The sequence below is a fragment of the Geobacter sulfurreducens PCA genome, assembly GCF_000007985.2.
In the GTDB taxonomy this organism is placed as follows: domain Bacteria; phylum Desulfobacterota; class Desulfuromonadia; order Geobacterales; family Geobacteraceae; genus Geobacter; species Geobacter sulfurreducens.
This window is the reverse complement of record NC_002939.5, coordinates 3605056-3621048: the sequence shown is the minus strand read 5'-3', so window position 1 is coordinate 3621048 and position 15993 is coordinate 3605056. Positions and strand designations below refer to the sequence as shown.

Genomic DNA, 15993 nt, shown 5'->3' with positions numbered 1-15993 from the left:
GATAAAGAAAATAGTGATTAGTGGAATTCGCGCTGCGGGCCGCACATGGGCGACGGCTTGTAGTGCCGCATCAGGAAGGCGATGTTTTCGCCGAGTACCTGGCGCAGATCGGTCGGCATGACGATGGAGGAGATGGAGCCCAGGGCCAGACCTTCCTTCGGGTTCATCAGTTCTTTTTCGTACCGCTGATTCAGGGCGGCTTCCTGGCCCTTCAGCCACTCGGCCGCTTCCTTCTCCGCATCCTTCTTGGCTGCACCGGCCTCCATTCCAGCCTTGGTGCGCTCTTCAACCCCCTTCTTGACCATGTCGGCAACGGCGCCGCGGATCTTGCGGATCTCGTCCTTGTAGACGAATTCCTTGCCGGCAGGACCCATGACGGCGAGGCGGGTGGTGGGAAGGGCCAGCACCAGGTCGGCGCCGGTGGGATAGTTGTTGTAGGAGGCGTAAGCGCCCCCGAAGGCGTTGCGCAGAATCAGCAGGATTCGCGGGGTGCGCACGTCGACGATGGCGTCGAGCATGGAGCGGCCGGCCTGGACAATGCCGCGGCTTTCCTGTTCGCGACCCGGCAGGAAGCCGGTGGTGTCTTCCATGAAGATGATGGGGATGTTGTAGATGTTGCAGAACCGGACGAAGCGGGCAATTTTCACCGCCGAGTCGCAGTCGATCTGACCCGAAGCCACGGCCGAGTTGTTGGCAACGAAGCCCACGACTTGGCCCCCCAGGCGGCCGAAGGCCGTTACCGCTTCCTTTGCCCGTTCAGGCTGCAGTTCGAAGTAGTCACCATGGTCACAGATTTGCTGGATGATGATGGAGACGTCGAACGGAGTGTTGAAGCCGGTCGGCGAGTTGAAGGCCTTTTTCAGGAGGGTGTTGATCTCCCAGGTTTTGCGGTTCAGAGGATCGCTGGTTTCCTGGAACGGTGCGCCCACGCTGTTGTTGTCAGGGATGTAGGAGAGGAGCCGGACCGCTGTCCGGAGGGCAGCTACCTCGTCGGAGACGGTCAGGTCGGCTACGCCCGATTTGCCGTGGACCTTGGGGCCGCCAAGCTCATCGGGAGTGATGTCCTCGCCGAGAACCGATTTGACGACGCCGGGCCCGGTGAGGCCGAAGAAGGTGTCGGCGGGCTGAATGACGAAGCTCCCCTGCCGCGGCAGGTAGGAACCGCCGCCGGCGTTGAAGCCGAACATGCACATGATGGAGGGGACTACGCCGCTGATCTTGCGCAGCGCCGTGAACGCCTCGGCATAGCCGTCGAGACCGCCGACCCCGGCCGGAACGAAGGCGCCTGCGGAGTCGTTCATGCCGATGAGGGGAATCCCCTTTTCGCCGGCCATGTTGAAGAGACGGGCCAGTTTGCTGCCGTTGGTGGCGTCGATGGACCCGGCGCGTACGGTAAAGTCGTGGCCGTATACCGCCACATCACGGCCGCCGATATTGAGAATGGCGGTCACCAGCGAGGCGCCGTCCAGGTTCTTGCCCCAGTTCTGGTAGAGAACGTTGGGCTCCTTGTCGCTAAGCACCTTGATCCGCTCCCAGACGGTCATCCTTTTCTTGAAGTGCTGCTTTTCGATCTGATCGATGCTGACCGATTTGATGGGGCGCTGAATCAGGTCGTAACCTTCTTTCATGGCCTCTTCGTAGGGTCCGGTCGTGCGTGAAATCTCTCCCGGAATGGTGAACTCCACTTTCTCGGGCGGGTCAAAGGGGTTGTTCAATGATGGTTTAATTGCTTTCATGGACATCTCCGCAATCCTTCCGGTACGTGGATTTAGCTACATGCGACTGCCGTGCTACACACTTCATTCACACATCCTCCTCTGCTTAATGAATAACCACATAAGTGAACCGGGGCTCCGTCACTTCCGGGCCGGGCCCCGTGAATCCATCTGCCGTATACGGAGCGTTGTACAAAAAAAGGGGCTCGTGCAACGGACCGGCCCCATGAACTTGTTCGAATGGTACCCGTTCAACGGGTGACTACGGCGAGAACCTGCACTTCACTGCCATCCCTGGAAAGGAGGCGATGCTTCAGGGAGGAGTCAAAATAGACACAGTCACCTTCTTCAAGGATAACGCGCTCATCCTCAAGCAGAAGCTCCGCCGTTCCCTTCATGACGAACAGAAACTCTTCACCGTCATGGTTATAGGTGTTTTCTTCTGCGGCCTTTTCGGTGACCGTCAGCAGAAACGGCTCCATCTTCTTGTTTTGCTTGCGGAAGGAGAGCGATTCGTAGGAGTACCCCTGGCTGGTGCCGGCCCGGGAGATAACGCGCGGAATGACCTTGCGTTCGCCCCGGCGCACTACTTCGTAGCGATACTCCTCCTCATCCTCAGAGAAGAAAAGACTGATCTTCACATCGAAGAACTTGGCGATCTTCGAAAGAGTGGCGATGGGCGGAGAAACGTTGTTGTTCTCGATTTGGGAGATGAGGGCGGGGGAAAAGCCGGTCTCGCGTGCCACAGCCTGGAGTGTCAGCTTCTTGGCGAGACGGAGCTTTTTGATTTTCGCCCCGATATTGTACTCGGTCATCCACCTCTCCGGAACACTCACAACGCCGGCGGCGGGAGGAAGCGTCGCCGGCAGCCGGCTTCCTGTTCTTCTCCCGCGTCGTTGTGTTTTAAGAAATAAAACTGGTTTTTATTCGATTGTGTAATACCTCAATTCACCGTGTAATGTCAATAAAAGAATTTTTATCTTGGCTTAAGAGTCCACGGTGGGTGGGCGATAACGAGAGGGGGTGGGAGGGCGTTTCCGCGGGGCGCGGTAAGAATTAGAACGACTTTTTCGGGGGAGCGTGGACGGGGGAACGGGACGAGAGTCCCGCTCCCCCGCAGCGGTTACTTTCTGAGCGCTCGGGCGAGCACTTCAAGGGTATGCATGACCCGGGTGCGGTTACCGTGCTGCTTGAGCCCGTCGGAGAGTTGCATCATACAGCCGGGACAACCGGTGACGACCGCGTCGGCACCGGTCTTTTCGATGGCTGCGCTCTTTCCCTCATTGATCTTCAGGGACGTGTCATAGTGATAGACATTGAAGGTGCCGCCAAGTCCGCAACATTTGTCGGCACCCTCCATCTCCGCGAGTTCGACCCCGGGAGAGCCTTTCAGCAGTTCGCGGGGCTGGCGGGTGATGTTCCTGGTCCGCAGGTGGCAGGGGTCGTGGTACGTGATCTTCAGGCGTTCGCCCGCCCCCGTTTCCTCCGGATGCAGCCCGAGCTGCTGGAGGAGCTGGGCCGCGTCGACCGTTTTGGCGGCAATGGTCCTGATTCGCGCTGCCAGTTCCGGATGCCGTTTGCCGATGAGGGCGGGGTAGAATTTATGGAGCGCCCCGCCGCAGGTGGCGCAGGCTGTCATGATGTAATCGGCCTCGTACCGTTCAAGGGCCGCCAGATTCTGCTCAGCAAGGCCGCGAACCGTATCCAGGTCGCCGCCCGACATGCCCGGGAGACCGCAACAGCCCTGCCCCTTAGGGATGATGACGGTACAGCCCAGGTGCCGGAAAAGGGCCAGGGCCGCTTCACCCACCTCGGTGTAGACGAAGTTGGTCATGCAACCGACATAGAAGACGACGCGGGGTTTGCCCGGCTCTCCCTGGATAACTTCCGGGTGACGGTCCATGAAGGGTTTACGGGCGATCTGGGGGATGTGGCGGCGGTTGCCCACGAAGGGAAGGGGGAAGCGGAGGCGCAGCCCCGAGGTCTGGGGGACCTTGCGGAAAAAGAGCGGCCCCAGGATTGCGGCGGCAAGAGCGCCGAAGGACATCAGCCGGCGGTTTTTAATGACCTGTCCCACCGCCTTGTGGAAGGTGGTGAGTCCGCGGCGCCGGGCCAGGGACTCCCGGGCGGTGACGACGATCTCGTCGGTGGGCACGTCGTTGGGGCACTTTTCCACGCAACTGCCGCAGAGCAGGCACTTGGACATGACCGCGTAGGTCTGCTCGTCCAGCTCGATGTCACCCTTGAGGATGTGCTGGGCGATGGCCACCTTGCCTCGGGCCACGGCCGGCTCCCGCTGCCAGGCGGCAAAGGCCGGGCAATGGGCGCGGCAGGCGCCGCACTTGACGCATTTTTTGAGTTCGTTTTCGACGCGTTTCAGCGGATCCAAATCTACGACCTTTCTTTGTCGCGCAGTGCGCGGAACTGAATCTGTGCCCGCAAGCCGCTCACGGCGTACCTGGCGGCTGCCGCCGCATCACGCGGGAAACATCTTTCCCGGATTGAGGATGTTGTTCGGGTCCAGTGCCTTCTTGACGGCCTTCATGGCCGCCACCTGGGCCGGTTTCAGCTCCAGATGGATGTATGGTTGCTTGGCCAGGCCAACGCCGTGTTCGCCGGACATGGTGCCGTTCAGGTCCAGGGCGGCCTGGAAGATTTCGCCGATGGCCCGGTGGGCCTTCTCCTCTTGTCCAGGAATAGCCTTGTCGATCATGACGTTGACGTGGATGTTGCCGTCGCCCGCATGGCCGAAGTTGACGATGGGAATGTCGTACTTCTGCCGGATCTTGTCGATGACCCGGATAACATCCGGTACCTTCGAGCGCGGGACCACGATGTCCTCGTTGAACTTGTCCGGATTCACGTCCCGCAACGATGGCGACACCAGGCGCCGCACCTTCCAGAGGGCCTCGGACTCGGCCGCGTCCCGGGCGATCTTGCATTCCACGAGGCCCAGGGGCCTGATCAGGTCCTGGATGCGTGCCGCCTGCTTTTCGATCAGGTCCCGGTCTCCGTCCACCTCGATCAGGAGCACCGCCCGCCCCTCTGCCGGAATCCCCAGATTGAAGCGCTTCTCCACGCACTGGAGGGTGGCGTGGTCCATGAACTCGAGGGTCGTGGGAATGATCTTGTTGCCGATTATCGTGGAGACCGCCTTTGCCGCACCGTCGATGGAGTCGAAGATGGTCAGCATGGTCTTCTTGGCCTCGGGCAGTGGCAACAGCTTGAAGATGATCTTGGTGATGACCCCGAGGGTTCCCTCGCTGCCGCACAGGAGGCGGGTCAGGTCGTATCCGACCACTCCCTTGTAGGTTTCGCCGCCGGTGCGGATGATTTCGCCGGTGGGAAGCACCACTTCCAGACCCATGACGAAGTCGCGGGTGACGCCGTACTTGACGCAGCGGGGGCCGCCGGCGTTCTCGGCCACGTTGCCGCCCAAGGTGGAAAACTTGAGTGAGGCCGGATCGGGGGGGTAGAAGAGCCCCAGCTTTTCCACCTCCTGTTGGAACTGCTCCGTGACGACACCCGGCTCCACCTCGGCGACCAGGTTCTCGGTGTCGATGCGGAGGATGCGGTTCAGTCGGGTAACGACCAGGACGATGCCGCCCCCCTTGGGGAGCGCGCCGCCGGTGAAGCCGCTGCCGGCGCCCCGAGGAAAGACCGGAAAGCGCTCCGCATTGGCCAGCTTCAGGATGGCGGCGATCTCCTCCGGCGAGGCCGGGTGGACCACGGCGTCGGGGAGAAATTCCATCTGGGTGGCGTCATAGCCGTAACAGAGCAGATCCTGGCGGTCAGTCGCCACGTTGTCGGTGCCGACGATTAGTTTCATTTCTTGAATGATGCGGGAATCAATCATTGTTGCAATGTCCTTGTAGGGGCGATCCTTGTGATCGCCCAAGATCGGGCAAACACGAGGTTTGCCCCTACATCATTATCGGCAGCACCGTTCCCCCCTCGGGGACGACGTAGGCGGTGTAGTCGGACGGGAGCAGGCTCGCCGCCGCTGTCATGGCCTCGTCGAGGGTTCTGGCGGGGGTCATTCCCATGGTCCGCACCTCCTCCGGGGGGAGGTCCGAGACCAAGATGATGCTGAAGGTTCGGGCCTTCTGCAGCAGGGAGAAGGCGGTCTGGCCGTTGATTTCGTAGTGGCTTCGCAAACGTGCTTCGAAGGCATCCAGTTCCCGGAACCGGAACCAGTCGAAGAACGTTGCATTGCCGTAACCGTCCCGGCATTGGGCGAGCAGGACCATGACTCCTCCCCGGCGCAGGGCCTGACAGCCGTACTCCATGGACTTGTGGGACTGGATGACGTTGATGTCCTTGGGGTAGCCACCGCAGGATACGACCACCAGGTCCGCCGGCTTCTTCAGGGGAAAGGAGAACCGGTCGGCATAGAAACGGCACCCCTCCTCGTGGGCCTCGCGCCAGTGGCCGGCAAAGGCGGCGATGATCCGCTTGGCGGGGGAGAGAACCGTGTTCAGGATGAATTCAGGATTCACCATGGCACAGGCCTCGACCATGGTCTGGTGGACCGGGTTGCCTTCCAGGTTGCCGGTGGTGGCCAGAGGGTTTCTGCCGGTGCCTTCACCGGGGTTCAGGACTGCGTAGTGGCTCGCCATGCAGCTGGCGCGGCCGGCCACGCCGGGCAAGATGCTCTTGCGCCCTCCGCCGAAGCCGGCGAAGTAGTGAAAGCCTATAGTCCCGGTGAGGATCACCCGGTCGGCTTCCGCCACCGTGCGGTTCACCACAACGTCGACACCGGTGGATGTTCGGCCGATCAGGACGAGTTTGCCGGGGTTGTCGCACTCATGGTCCGTAATGCGAATCCGGCCGTAGAGGGGGCCAGTGATCCGCTGGTGCTCGTGTTCTGTCTGCTTGCGGTGGATGCCGAGGGCCACGACGATCTCAATGTCGCGCTCCCGGACTCCTGCAGCCGCAAGACGCTCCACCAGCAGGGGAAGATAGATTTCGCTCCCGGTGTAACGGGTTATGTCCGAGGTGACGATGACGACCCGTTCGCCCGTCCTGAAGGTGGCGATGGCGTCGGCGCAACGGTCAAGTGCTTCGGAGATGATGGCTGCCGGATCGCTGTCCGGTGCGGGCACCGACGGGCGGATGACTCCCATGAGCCGTTCGGGGGGGATTGCCAGGGAAAATGAGGTGTCGCCGTACTTCAGGTCCATGAGGTTCGATGATACAGGTTCGTGCAGCAAAGCGCAAGAAAGCCTGAACGGGCGGGGCACGCAGAGCCACGCCCGTTCAGGTGCGGATTCACGGGGCAGAGGGCGTCAGAACCCCTTGTGGTACTCGATGACCTGCCGGGCGAAGTTGCGGCCGAATTCGAAGGCGCCCTCCTCGTCGGCCCGGGAAGGACGATAGGGTATCTGGAATCCCGGCTCGACTGCCTGAAGTCCCATCTTCTTGAATTCTTCGTAGGCGTCTCTTACCGCGCCGCCGCCCCAGCCGTAGCTGCCGAATGCCCCCACGATCCTGTTTTTGGGCCGCAGCCCCCGCAGGTGGGTCAAGAATTCTGCCACGGAGGGGTAGAGGATGTTGTTGAGGGTTGGCGAGCCGATAAGGGCGCCGCGCGATTTCCAGAACTCCTTGATGGCGACGCTCATGGGGGTGGCCCGCAGCTTTACGACGCGGCAGTCGAGCCCTTCGGCCCTGATTCCCTCGGCAATGGGGACCGCCATCTTCTCGGTGCTTTGCCACATGGTGTCGTAGATGATGGCAACCGACTCGTTCGCCTTCCCGTTGGCCATGTCCATATACATGCTGAGGACCTTGCCGGGATTGGCTCGCCAGATGAGACCGTGGTCCGGTGCGATGATGTCGATGTCGAATCCCTTGGCCTGGATCTCCGCTATCTTGGTTTTGATCATCTGGCCGAAAGGCATCAGGATGTTGGCATAGTAGTCGACGACCGCATCCTCGAGTTCGGCGGCCGAATCGCTCTTCTCGAATTCGTCGTCGAACCGGCTGGCCGAGGCCACGTGCTGGCCGAACGCGTCCTGGGTGAACAGGATGCGGTCGTGGCGCGAATAGGTCACCATTGAATCGGGCCAGTGGAGCATCGGGGTTTCAAGGAACTCGAGGGTGCGGGCTCCGATACAGAGGGTGTCGCCGGTCTTGACCGATTTCACGTTCCAGTTGGAGAGATCGAAGAACCGTTCGATTCCTTTCCGCCCCTTGTCGGAAATATAGATAGTTGCCTGGGGGGCCAGCGCCATGATCCGGTCGAGGCTGGACGCATGGTCGTTTTCGATGTGGTTGATGATGATGTTTTTGATCCGCGCCGGATCGACAATTCCGGCGATGTTCTTGATTGTAAGGTCGGCGAAATCGTACTTAACCGTATCGATGAGGGTGATTTCCTCGTCCATGATGAGGAAGTTATTATAAGTGGTGCCGCGCGGGGTTTCATAACCGTGGAAGTCGCGCACCGCCCAGTCAACAGCGCCCACCCAGAACACACCTTGTTTTATTTCAACAGCTTTCACTGGCGTAACCTCCTTCTGATGTCGGTTGGGAATGATTATTCACGTGCTCTTGAAACATGAACGGCCCTCACCAAAGGGGAGGGCCGGAGGGGCGTGGAGGCGTCTCTGCATCCAGGCCGCCGGTTCCTGCTACATTTCGGTGAGGACTTTTTCGTCGTACAGGGCTTCTACCTTCAACTTGTGACCCTTTTCAACGTCGGCGAGCACCATGAGCATCCGCTTGAGTTTCGGGTCGTCGGTCATCTCGGACGCGGCCATGTAGAGTTTGTAGGCCGATTCCTCGGTTTTCATGGCATAGCGGAGAATCTCCGGGTAGTCCATGTCCTCCCTGAACGGGAGGTCGACCATGTACTCGGCCAGCTTCATGTCGGGCCGTTCTGCAAAGGTGTAGTGCTCGGCCCCTTCGATGTTCAGGTTTTCAAAGGCGTGCTTGTGACCCGCCTCCTCATTGGCCATCTCTTCGAACATCTTGCGTGCCGCTATGCTTGTGGCCTTCTCTGCCGCCGTCTTGTACAGGCGGTAGGCGGTTTCTTCCCGCTGAACAGCGAAACGGATAATGTCTTCCAGTGTTGCGAACTCCATCTACCTACCCCTCCCTGGCGCAGCTGACGCATACATCATGCAGTGAAGCCGGGTCATCTCAGGTTATTTCTTCGAATTGATCAGGGCCAACGCCGCAGACGGGGCAAGCGTCGGGCGGTTCGGGGCCTTCGTGGATGTAGTCGCAGACAACGCAACGCCATTTTTTCATGAAATCCCTCCTTTTGTCAGAGACTGATCTAACGACAGTCGGCGCACAGCCCGCTGAAGTTGATGGAATAGTCGGTGATTGTGAATCCCCCGATCTCGCCGGCCGGTATCGGAAGTGAGTTGAGCTGGGGGTCGTGAATGTCGCTTACCCGCTGACACCGGGAACAGACCGCGTGATGGTGCCGCTCGGTGTCTGCGTCGAATCGGGCCTTTGCCTCCGGATTACTGATCTTTTGCGCGACTCCGATGCCCACCAGAGTTTCCAGGACGCGATACACAGTCGTACGAGAGATACCGCGCAGTCGGCCCTTGACCGTATCATACAACTGGTCGGCCGTGGGGTGGTCAGTCCGTTCCGCCAGTGCCTCCATGATGACCCGACGCTGGACGGTCATGGCGAACCCGTTTTTGCGGCACCCCGCTTCGAGGGCCTGAAGCTTTGATTCTTTGAATTGAATTTTCTCGTTCATGTAATTGGTATTTTATTGCATTTGAGAGTCTACGTCAATAATTGTTCAATACTATCAGGCTTTGCACGAGTCAACAAGCCTCTTTGCACGATTGTCGTCGCACCGGGCGGGCGAGGCATTTTAACGTTGACAATTCGCATGGTTTCCTATAACAATTTTTCGTTTTTCGCTCTGCGGATGCGGGGCTTTTTTTGCGGAAACACGGCCTGTTCGGCTATCTATCATAGGAGGTTGGTTCATGGAACAGTATGCAGTCTATTTCGCCCTGGTCTGTGCCGCGGCGGCCGTTGTCTACGGCCTCGCCTCGGCCCAGTGGATCCTGGGGCTCCCCCAGGGGAACGAGCGGATGCGCCAGATCGCCGCAGCGGTCCAAGAGGGTGCCGGCGCCTACATGAAGCGCCAGTACACCATCATCGCCGTGGTCGGCGTGGTCATGTTTATTGCCCTGTTCGCCACGCTGGGGATGAAAACCGCCGTTGGTTTCGCCATCGGTGCCATTTTCTCGGGCCTGACCGGCTTCATCGGCATGTTCGTTTCGGTTCGCGCCAATATCCGGACCACTGAAGCCGCCAAGTCCGGCATCCACAAGGCTCTCAACGTGGCCTTCAAGGGCGGGGCAATCACCGGCATGCTGGTGGTCGGTCTCGGGCTCCTGGGTGTGGCCGGTTACTATCTGGTCCTGCAGCAGCTGATGCCCGGCGCTCCGGTCAAGGACATCGTGAGCCAGCTGGTAGGCCTCGGCTTCGGCGGCTCCCTGATCTCGATCTTCGCCCGTCTCGGCGGCGGTATTTTCACTAAAGGTGCCGACGTGGGTGCCGACCTGGTGGGCAAGGTTGAAGCCGGTATTCCCGAGGACGACCCGCGCAACCCGGCGGTCATCGCCGACAACGTGGGCGACAACGTGGGCGACTGCGCCGGCATGGCCGCCGACCTGTTCGAAACCTATGCCGTGACCCTGATCGCCGCCATGCTGCTGGGCGCCATCGCCTTCAACAACTTCTCAGGCGCGGTGACCTATCCGCTGATCCTCGGCGGCATCTCCATCATCGCCTCCATCATCGGCACCTTCTTCGTCAAACTTGGCGCCAGCCAGAAGATCATGCCTGCCCTCTACAAGGGGCTGATCGCCTCAGGCGTCATCGCCTGTATCGCCTTCTACTTCGTCACGGTTCAGATGTTCCCCGAAGGGAACCCCACCGGGTACTCCGCCACTAACATCTTTATCTCCGCCATTGTCGGCCTGGTGGTCACCGGTGCCATCTTCTGGATCACCGAATACTACACCGCCACCGAGTACGCCCCGGTGAAGCACATCGCCCAGGCCTCCACCACCGGCCACGCCACCAACATCATCGCCGGCCTCGGCGTCTCAATGAAGTCCACGGCCATGCCGATCATCGTCATCGCCGCCGGCATCATCGTGGCGTTCCAGTGCGCCGGCGTGTACGGCATCGCCATTGCCGCCGTGTCCATGCTGTCGCTGACGGGCATCGTCGTTGCCATGGACGCCTACGGCCCCATTACCGACAACGCGGGCGGCATCGCCGAGATGGCCGAACTGGACGATTCGGTTCGCGCCGTCACCGACCCCCTGGACGCCGTGGGCAACACCACCAAGGCCGTCACCAAGGGCTACGCCATCGGTTCCGCCGGTCTGGCCGCGGTCATTCTCTTCACCTCCTACGTGGACGAACTGAAGCTGGCGGGGCAGAACATCGAGTTCAGCCTGGCCGATCCCTACATCATCGTCGGTCTCTTCCTGGGCGGCATGCTGCCCTACTACTTTGCCGCCCTCTGCATGGAGGCGGTCGGCAAGGCCGGCGGCTCGGTCGTTGAAGAGGTTCGCCGCCAGTTCCGCGAGATCAAGGGGATCATGGAAGGCACCGGCAAGCCCGACTATGCCGCCTGCGTCGACATCGTCACCAAGAGCGCCCTCAAGGAAATGGTGATCCCGGGCATCATTCCCATCGCCGCACCGGTCATCATCGGCTTTACCCTCGGCCCCAAGGCCCTGGGGGGCGTGATCGTCGGCACCATCGTTACGGGCATTTTCGTCGCCATCTCCATGACCACCGGCGGCGGCGCCTGGGACAACGCCAAAAAGTACATCGAGGACGGCTATCACGGCGGCAAGGGTGGTGAAGCCCACAAGGCGGCCGTCACGGGTGACACCGTGGGCGACCCCTACAAGGACACCGCCGGCCCGGCCGTCAACCCGATGATCAAAATCATCAACATCGTGTCGCTTCTCATCGTGCCGCTTCTGGCCAAGATGGGCTAACGAGCGGCACTATCTATCTGCAGAAAAAAGGGCGGTCCCTGAAGGGACCGCCCTTTTTTCGTTCAACGCACCGGTTATTCGTCCCGTGGGCAGGCCCAGAATCGCATTGATTAAATCATAAGACATATGGTAATTTGAATGTAACATTGAAACGGGAGGTTCCAGATGCCGATATACGAATATCGCTGTGAGGACTGTGGCGGGACGTTTTCCTTACTCCAGAAGATGGGTGCGGGTGAGCGAGAGACATGCTGCCCTGCGTGCGGTTCCGACCGGGTCAGAAAACTCATCTCCGCACCTGCCGTGGGGAGCTCGGCCGGCGTCGCGCCGGCAGGCGGCCACGCCTGCTCCATTGGCGGCGGCTGAGGCCCGCTCCGCTGAGCCGTGAGCTTGGCCCGCACGAATTCATGACGCGAAAAGAGCGACCCCTCGATGCGGGGCCGCTCTTTTCATGATGGTAAAGAACGCCGGTGTTCTCTTCGATTATTCCCGCACGTACGTGTCCTGGTCCGATTCGTGGACCATGGTCATGACGTGCCGATACTCCTCCTCGATCAGCGCCAGATGCTTTTCCGTCTCCTTGATGACCTGTTGGAAGATTCCCTTGACCAAGGGATCGATAATGTCCTTGGCAAGGACGGTGTACTGGTCGATGCAGGCCTTTTCCTCTTTCAGGGCGATTTCGAGCGCTTTCTGCTCGTGGGTTTCTTCGTCGATGGCCTTCACGAGCGCCATGTAGGTCGGATTCTTGGTGTCGACCGGCTGGGCCATGTAGACGGTGATGTCGCCGAAATCGCCCCCCTTGTAGTGGTCGAAGAATGCCTTGAGGTGGCCGACTTCTTCATTGGCGAGCAGGTCGAAGACTTTCCTGGCCCGCTCATTCTTGGTAACGGTCGCTGCCTTGCGGTAGAAGTCCATGCTGTCCTTTTCACCCTTGATTGCCAGCTTAAGAGCTTCCTGTACCGAATATTCCTTACCCATGAAGTATTCCTCCTTTCATCCCATCATATCGATTGTGTAAACACAGTATAGCGGCACTTGTGCGCCGTTCAACCGGTCAACGCAATTTTCAACGGGGCTCCAGCAGGTCGTTCACCACGACGCCGGCCATGGTGAGGCCGAATATGCTGGGAATGAAGGAAATGCTGCCGAGGATCGTCCGGCGGTGCTCGCAGGAGAAGCGCTGCTCCTCTTTGTTGGGGCAGATGCAGTCGGACCGGCACCCGGCATCAGGCATAGCCTGTTCACGGTACTCTTCGGTGGAGTAGACCACCTTCACCCCGTTTTTGATCCCCTGCTTGCGGAGGAGCTTTCGCACCACCTTGGCCATGCGGCAGGTGCTCGTCTGGGCGATGTCAGCCACGCGAATCCGAGCCGGGTCAAGCTTGTTGGCGGCCCCCATGCTTGAGACGATGGGCAGCCCCCGCTCCTTGCAGCTTCTGATCAGGTGGAGCTTGCTCGTGATGTGGTCAATGGCGTCCACCACGTAGTCATGACCCCCCGAGAGGAGGAAGTCGCTGTTCGCCGCCTCGTAGAAGTCCTTGTGCGGGACGATGTCCGCTTGGGGATTGATGAGGCGGAGGCGTTCGGCCATGACCTGCACCTTGGCCCTCCCCACGGTCCCGTCCAGGGCGTGGAGCTGCCGGTTGACGTTGGTGAGGCAGATATCGTCGAAATCGACGAGGACCAGCCGGCCGACCCCGGCGCGGCAGAGGGCCTCTGCCGCGAAGCTGCCGACTCCGCCGAGGCCGAACACGGCCACAGTCGAGCCGTGCAGCCGCTGAAGTCCTTCGGGGCCGATCAGGATCTCGGTGCGTGAAAAACGGTGAAGGGACATGGGATACCTCGCTGCCAGGGCAATTGGTTAGATTGTACCGATCCGGCGGAAGAGCCTGAGGGCGTTTCGGGTTGTCTGGGCGGCGAGTTCCCGGACGGTCGTTCCCCGGAGCTCCGCCAGCCGTTGGGCCGTCTCCGGGAGGAATGCCGGCTCGTTGGGGCACCCGAGCCGGGAATTGGGCGGCATGTCGGGGGCATCGGTTTCCAGGAGTAGCCGGTCCGCCGGGATGATGCGTGCGATTTCCGGCGGGCGGACCGCGTTTGGGCGTGTCACCACCCCTGAAACGGCAATGTGGAGTCCGAGTTTCAGGCACTCTGCCATGATTTCGGCGCTCCCGGAAAAGGCGTGCATCACGCCGCCGATGCGGGAGATATTCTCTTCGCGCAGGATGGCAAGCAGGTCGGCAAAAGCGCGGCGGCAGTGAATCAGAACGGGAACGCCGGCCTCCGCTGCCACGCGGAGCTGGGCCCTGAAGGCTGCCTGTTGAACGGGGCGGGGAACGGCGCAGAGGTAGTCGAGGCCGATTTCACCGACGGCAACGGCATCGCGCGCCAGTCCTGCAAGCCGGGCGAGAGTCTGCTCGTCGGCCTGGTCCGCGTACATGGGATGGATGCCGAAGGCAGCGAAGACACGGGGGTACCTGTGGGACAGGTGGACGATCTCATCCCACCCCTCAGGGGCAACGCCGGGGATGATGATCCGGTCGACGCCGGCATGGCGAGCCGAAGCCAGGACCTCGTCGAGGCGTCCTCGTAAGGGCGGGGCGTCCAGATGGCAATGGGTATCGGTGAGCAAGGGCTCCATTCAGCTCTACTGCCCCGTGAACGTGGCTCAGGCGGGTGCCGAGAAGTGGCGGACCATCTCAGCGGTGAGAGCCGCCAGGGTGTACTCCTGCGGCTCGATGTGGACCTGCAGCCCCAGCTCGCGGCAACTGCGGGAGGTGATGGGGCCGATGGAGGCTATAATAACCCCTTCCAACAGGTGGAGCATTCTGTTCTCCCCAAGAATGGCCGCCAGGTTCTGCACGGTGGAAGAAGAGGTAAACGTTACGCAGTGGATGCGCCGGTCCTCCAGTTCCTCGATAGTGCCGGCCGGGAGGGCGTCGGGCGCAGCGTTGCGGTAGGCGACCGGCGCCTCGACATGGGCGCCGAAGGCTGCAAGGCCCGTGGGGATCACGTCCCGCGCCCGGTCCCCTTTGGGAAACAGGACCCGCTTGCCGGCCAACGGTACGTCGCGAAGCGCCTCGATAACCCCTTCCCCTTTATAGTCTGCGGCCACCAGGTCGGGCCGGATTCCGTAGGGCGCAAGGGCTTCGGCCGTTTTCGGGCCCACGACGCAGATCCGGCAGGCTCCCAGGGCGCGCGAGTCACGGCCCGCGGCGTCCAGCCGCTGAAAGAAGAAGCGAACCGCGTTGAATGAGGTGAAGATGGCCCAGTCAAAGGTATCGATGCGGCTGATGGCGCTGTCGAGGTCATCCCAGCTCTCGGGTGGCGCGATGGCGATGGTGGGACACTCAAGCACCCGTGCGCCCAGGGAACGGAGCATGACGCTGAATTCGCCCGCTTGGTCGGCGGCGCGGGTGACCATGATACTGCGACCGAAAAGGGGCCGGTTGTCGAACCAGCGAAGCGTTTTCCTCAGCCGGACCACCTCGCCCACAACGGTTATGGCCGGTGCCTTGAACCCTGTGCGGCGGACCTTGTCGGCGATGTCGGCCAGCGTTCCCACCAGAACTTCCTGCTCCGGTCGGGTTCCCCAGCGGACGAGGGCCACCGGGGTGTCGGCGCGCCGGCCGTGGGCCATGAGGTTTTCCGTAATGTGCGGGAGACTCTTGACTCCCATGTAAAACACAACAGTGCCGCTGCCGAGGGAGAGCCCCTCCCAATCGATGTCCGATGATTTCTTGCCCGGGCTCTCGTGACCCGTGACAAAGGCAACCGATGTGGTGACGTTGCGGTGGGTAAGGGGGATGCCGGCGTAGGCCGCTGCCCCGATTCCCGCAGTCACTCCCGGCACCACCTCGAAGGGTACGCCGGCGGTGACCAGGGCCTCGCACTCCTCGCCGCCCCGGCCGAAGACGAAGGGATCACCACCCTTGAGGCGCGCCACGATGCGTCCCTCAAGCGCCTTGCGGACCAGGAGCTCATTGATCTGCCACTGGGCCCGGTTATGCTGCCCCCCAACCTTGCCGGCATAAATGAGTTCCGCATCGGGACGGGCGAAGGAGAGGAGTTCGTCGTTGGCCAGGTAATCGTAAATGACCACATCGGCCCGTGCGATGCATTCCCGGCCCCGAACCGTAATGAGGCCCGGGTCGCCGGGGCCGGCGCCGATGAGGTAGACAAGGCAATTGGTGCGGGAAGCTGTGGACATGGTCATTGTGCAAAAAAGCCGACCACAGGGGGCACAGAGGATTTCAGAGGAAGAAGGTCCGGCA

General features: G+C 61.0%; 15 protein-coding genes. 2 read left to right on the top strand and 13 right to left on the bottom strand.

Annotated elements, in window-relative coordinates; translation table 11 throughout:
• Window positions 1-17: 17 nt before the first annotated feature.
• From GS_RS16520 to GS_RS16480, 9 genes are all read right to left on the bottom strand, one after another.
• Window positions 18-1742, bottom strand: a complete 1725-nt coding sequence (locus GS_RS16520) for an acyl-CoA carboxylase subunit beta (protein WP_010943911.1) — start codon at window positions 1740-1742, stop codon at window positions 18-20.
• A gap of 224 nt (window positions 1743-1966) precedes the next feature.
• Complete coding sequence (locus GS_RS16515) at window positions 1967-2530, bottom strand: helix-turn-helix domain-containing protein (protein ID WP_010943910.1); 564 nt, start codon at window positions 2528-2530, stop codon at window positions 1967-1969.
• A 308-nt stretch (window positions 2531-2838) separates the two neighbouring features.
• Window positions 2839-4104, bottom strand: coding sequence for a (Fe-S)-binding protein (locus GS_RS16510; RefSeq protein WP_010943909.1), 1266 nt, complete (start codon window positions 4102-4104; stop codon window positions 2839-2841).
• A gap of 87 nt (window positions 4105-4191) precedes the next feature.
• Entirely contained in the window at window positions 4192-5571 is a 1380-nt protein-coding gene (locus tag GS_RS16505) for an FAD-binding oxidoreductase (RefSeq protein WP_010943908.1), read from the bottom strand.
• Window positions 5572-5638: 67 nt separating this feature from the next.
• Window positions 5639-6898 carry a nickel-dependent lactate racemase gene (gene larA / locus GS_RS16500; protein ID WP_010943907.1) on the bottom strand — a complete coding sequence of 420 codons (1260 nt, stop codon included), beginning with the start codon at window positions 6896-6898 and terminating at the stop codon, window positions 5639-5641.
• A gap of 105 nt (window positions 6899-7003) precedes the next feature.
• A complete protein-coding gene (locus GS_RS16495; RefSeq protein WP_010943906.1) occupies window positions 7004-8218 on the bottom strand; it encodes an FprA family A-type flavoprotein in 1215 nt (404 codons plus the stop codon).
• 129 nt (window positions 8219-8347) lie between these two features.
• Window positions 8348-8800 carry a ferritin family protein gene (locus GS_RS16490; protein ID WP_010943905.1) on the bottom strand — a complete coding sequence of 151 codons (453 nt, stop codon included), beginning with the start codon at window positions 8798-8800 and terminating at the stop codon, window positions 8348-8350.
• Between the two features lie 58 nt (window positions 8801-8858).
• The gene (locus GS_RS16485) at window positions 8859-8969 is read right to left on the bottom strand and encodes a rubredoxin-like domain-containing protein (protein ID WP_010943904.1); all 111 of its coding nucleotides are present in this window, start codon (window positions 8967-8969) and stop codon (window positions 8859-8861) included.
• A gap of 28 nt (window positions 8970-8997) precedes the next feature.
• Window positions 8998-9438 (bottom strand): Fur family transcriptional regulator, encoded by a 441-nt coding sequence (locus tag GS_RS16480; RefSeq protein WP_010943903.1) that lies wholly within the window; start codon window positions 9436-9438, stop codon window positions 8998-9000.
• Between the two features lie 238 nt (window positions 9439-9676).
• On the opposite strand from GS_RS16480, the gene GS_RS16475 reads away from it, so the two are divergent.
• Window positions 9677-11719, top strand: coding sequence for a sodium-translocating pyrophosphatase (locus tag GS_RS16475; protein ID WP_010943902.1), 2043 nt, complete (start codon window positions 9677-9679; stop codon window positions 11717-11719).
• 165 nt (window positions 11720-11884) lie between these two features.
• Window positions 11885-12085 carry an FmdB family zinc ribbon protein gene (locus GS_RS16470; protein ID WP_010943901.1) on the top strand — a complete coding sequence of 67 codons (201 nt, stop codon included), beginning with the start codon at window positions 11885-11887 and terminating at the stop codon, window positions 12083-12085.
• A gap of 117 nt (window positions 12086-12202) precedes the next feature.
• On the opposite strand, the gene GS_RS16465 is transcribed toward GS_RS16470, so the two are convergent.
• The 4 genes from GS_RS16465 to cobA form a co-directional block, all read right to left on the bottom strand.
• Window positions 12203-12700, bottom strand: coding sequence for a ferritin family protein (locus tag GS_RS16465; RefSeq protein WP_010943900.1), 498 nt, complete (start codon window positions 12698-12700; stop codon window positions 12203-12205).
• 88 nt (window positions 12701-12788) lie between these two features.
• On the bottom strand, window positions 12789-13556 hold the full coding sequence (locus GS_RS16460; RefSeq protein ID WP_010943899.1) for a tRNA threonylcarbamoyladenosine dehydratase: 768 nt from the start codon (window positions 13554-13556) through the stop codon (window positions 12789-12791).
• A gap of 27 nt (window positions 13557-13583) precedes the next feature.
• Window positions 13584-14351, bottom strand: coding sequence for a TatD family hydrolase (locus GS_RS16455; protein WP_010943898.1), 768 nt, complete (start codon window positions 14349-14351; stop codon window positions 13584-13586).
• Window positions 14352-14387: 36 nt separating this feature from the next.
• Complete coding sequence (gene cobA, locus GS_RS16450; RefSeq protein ID WP_010943897.1) at window positions 14388-15935, bottom strand: uroporphyrinogen-III C-methyltransferase; 1548 nt, start codon at window positions 15933-15935, stop codon at window positions 14388-14390.
• Window positions 15936-15993: the final 58 nt, after the last annotated feature.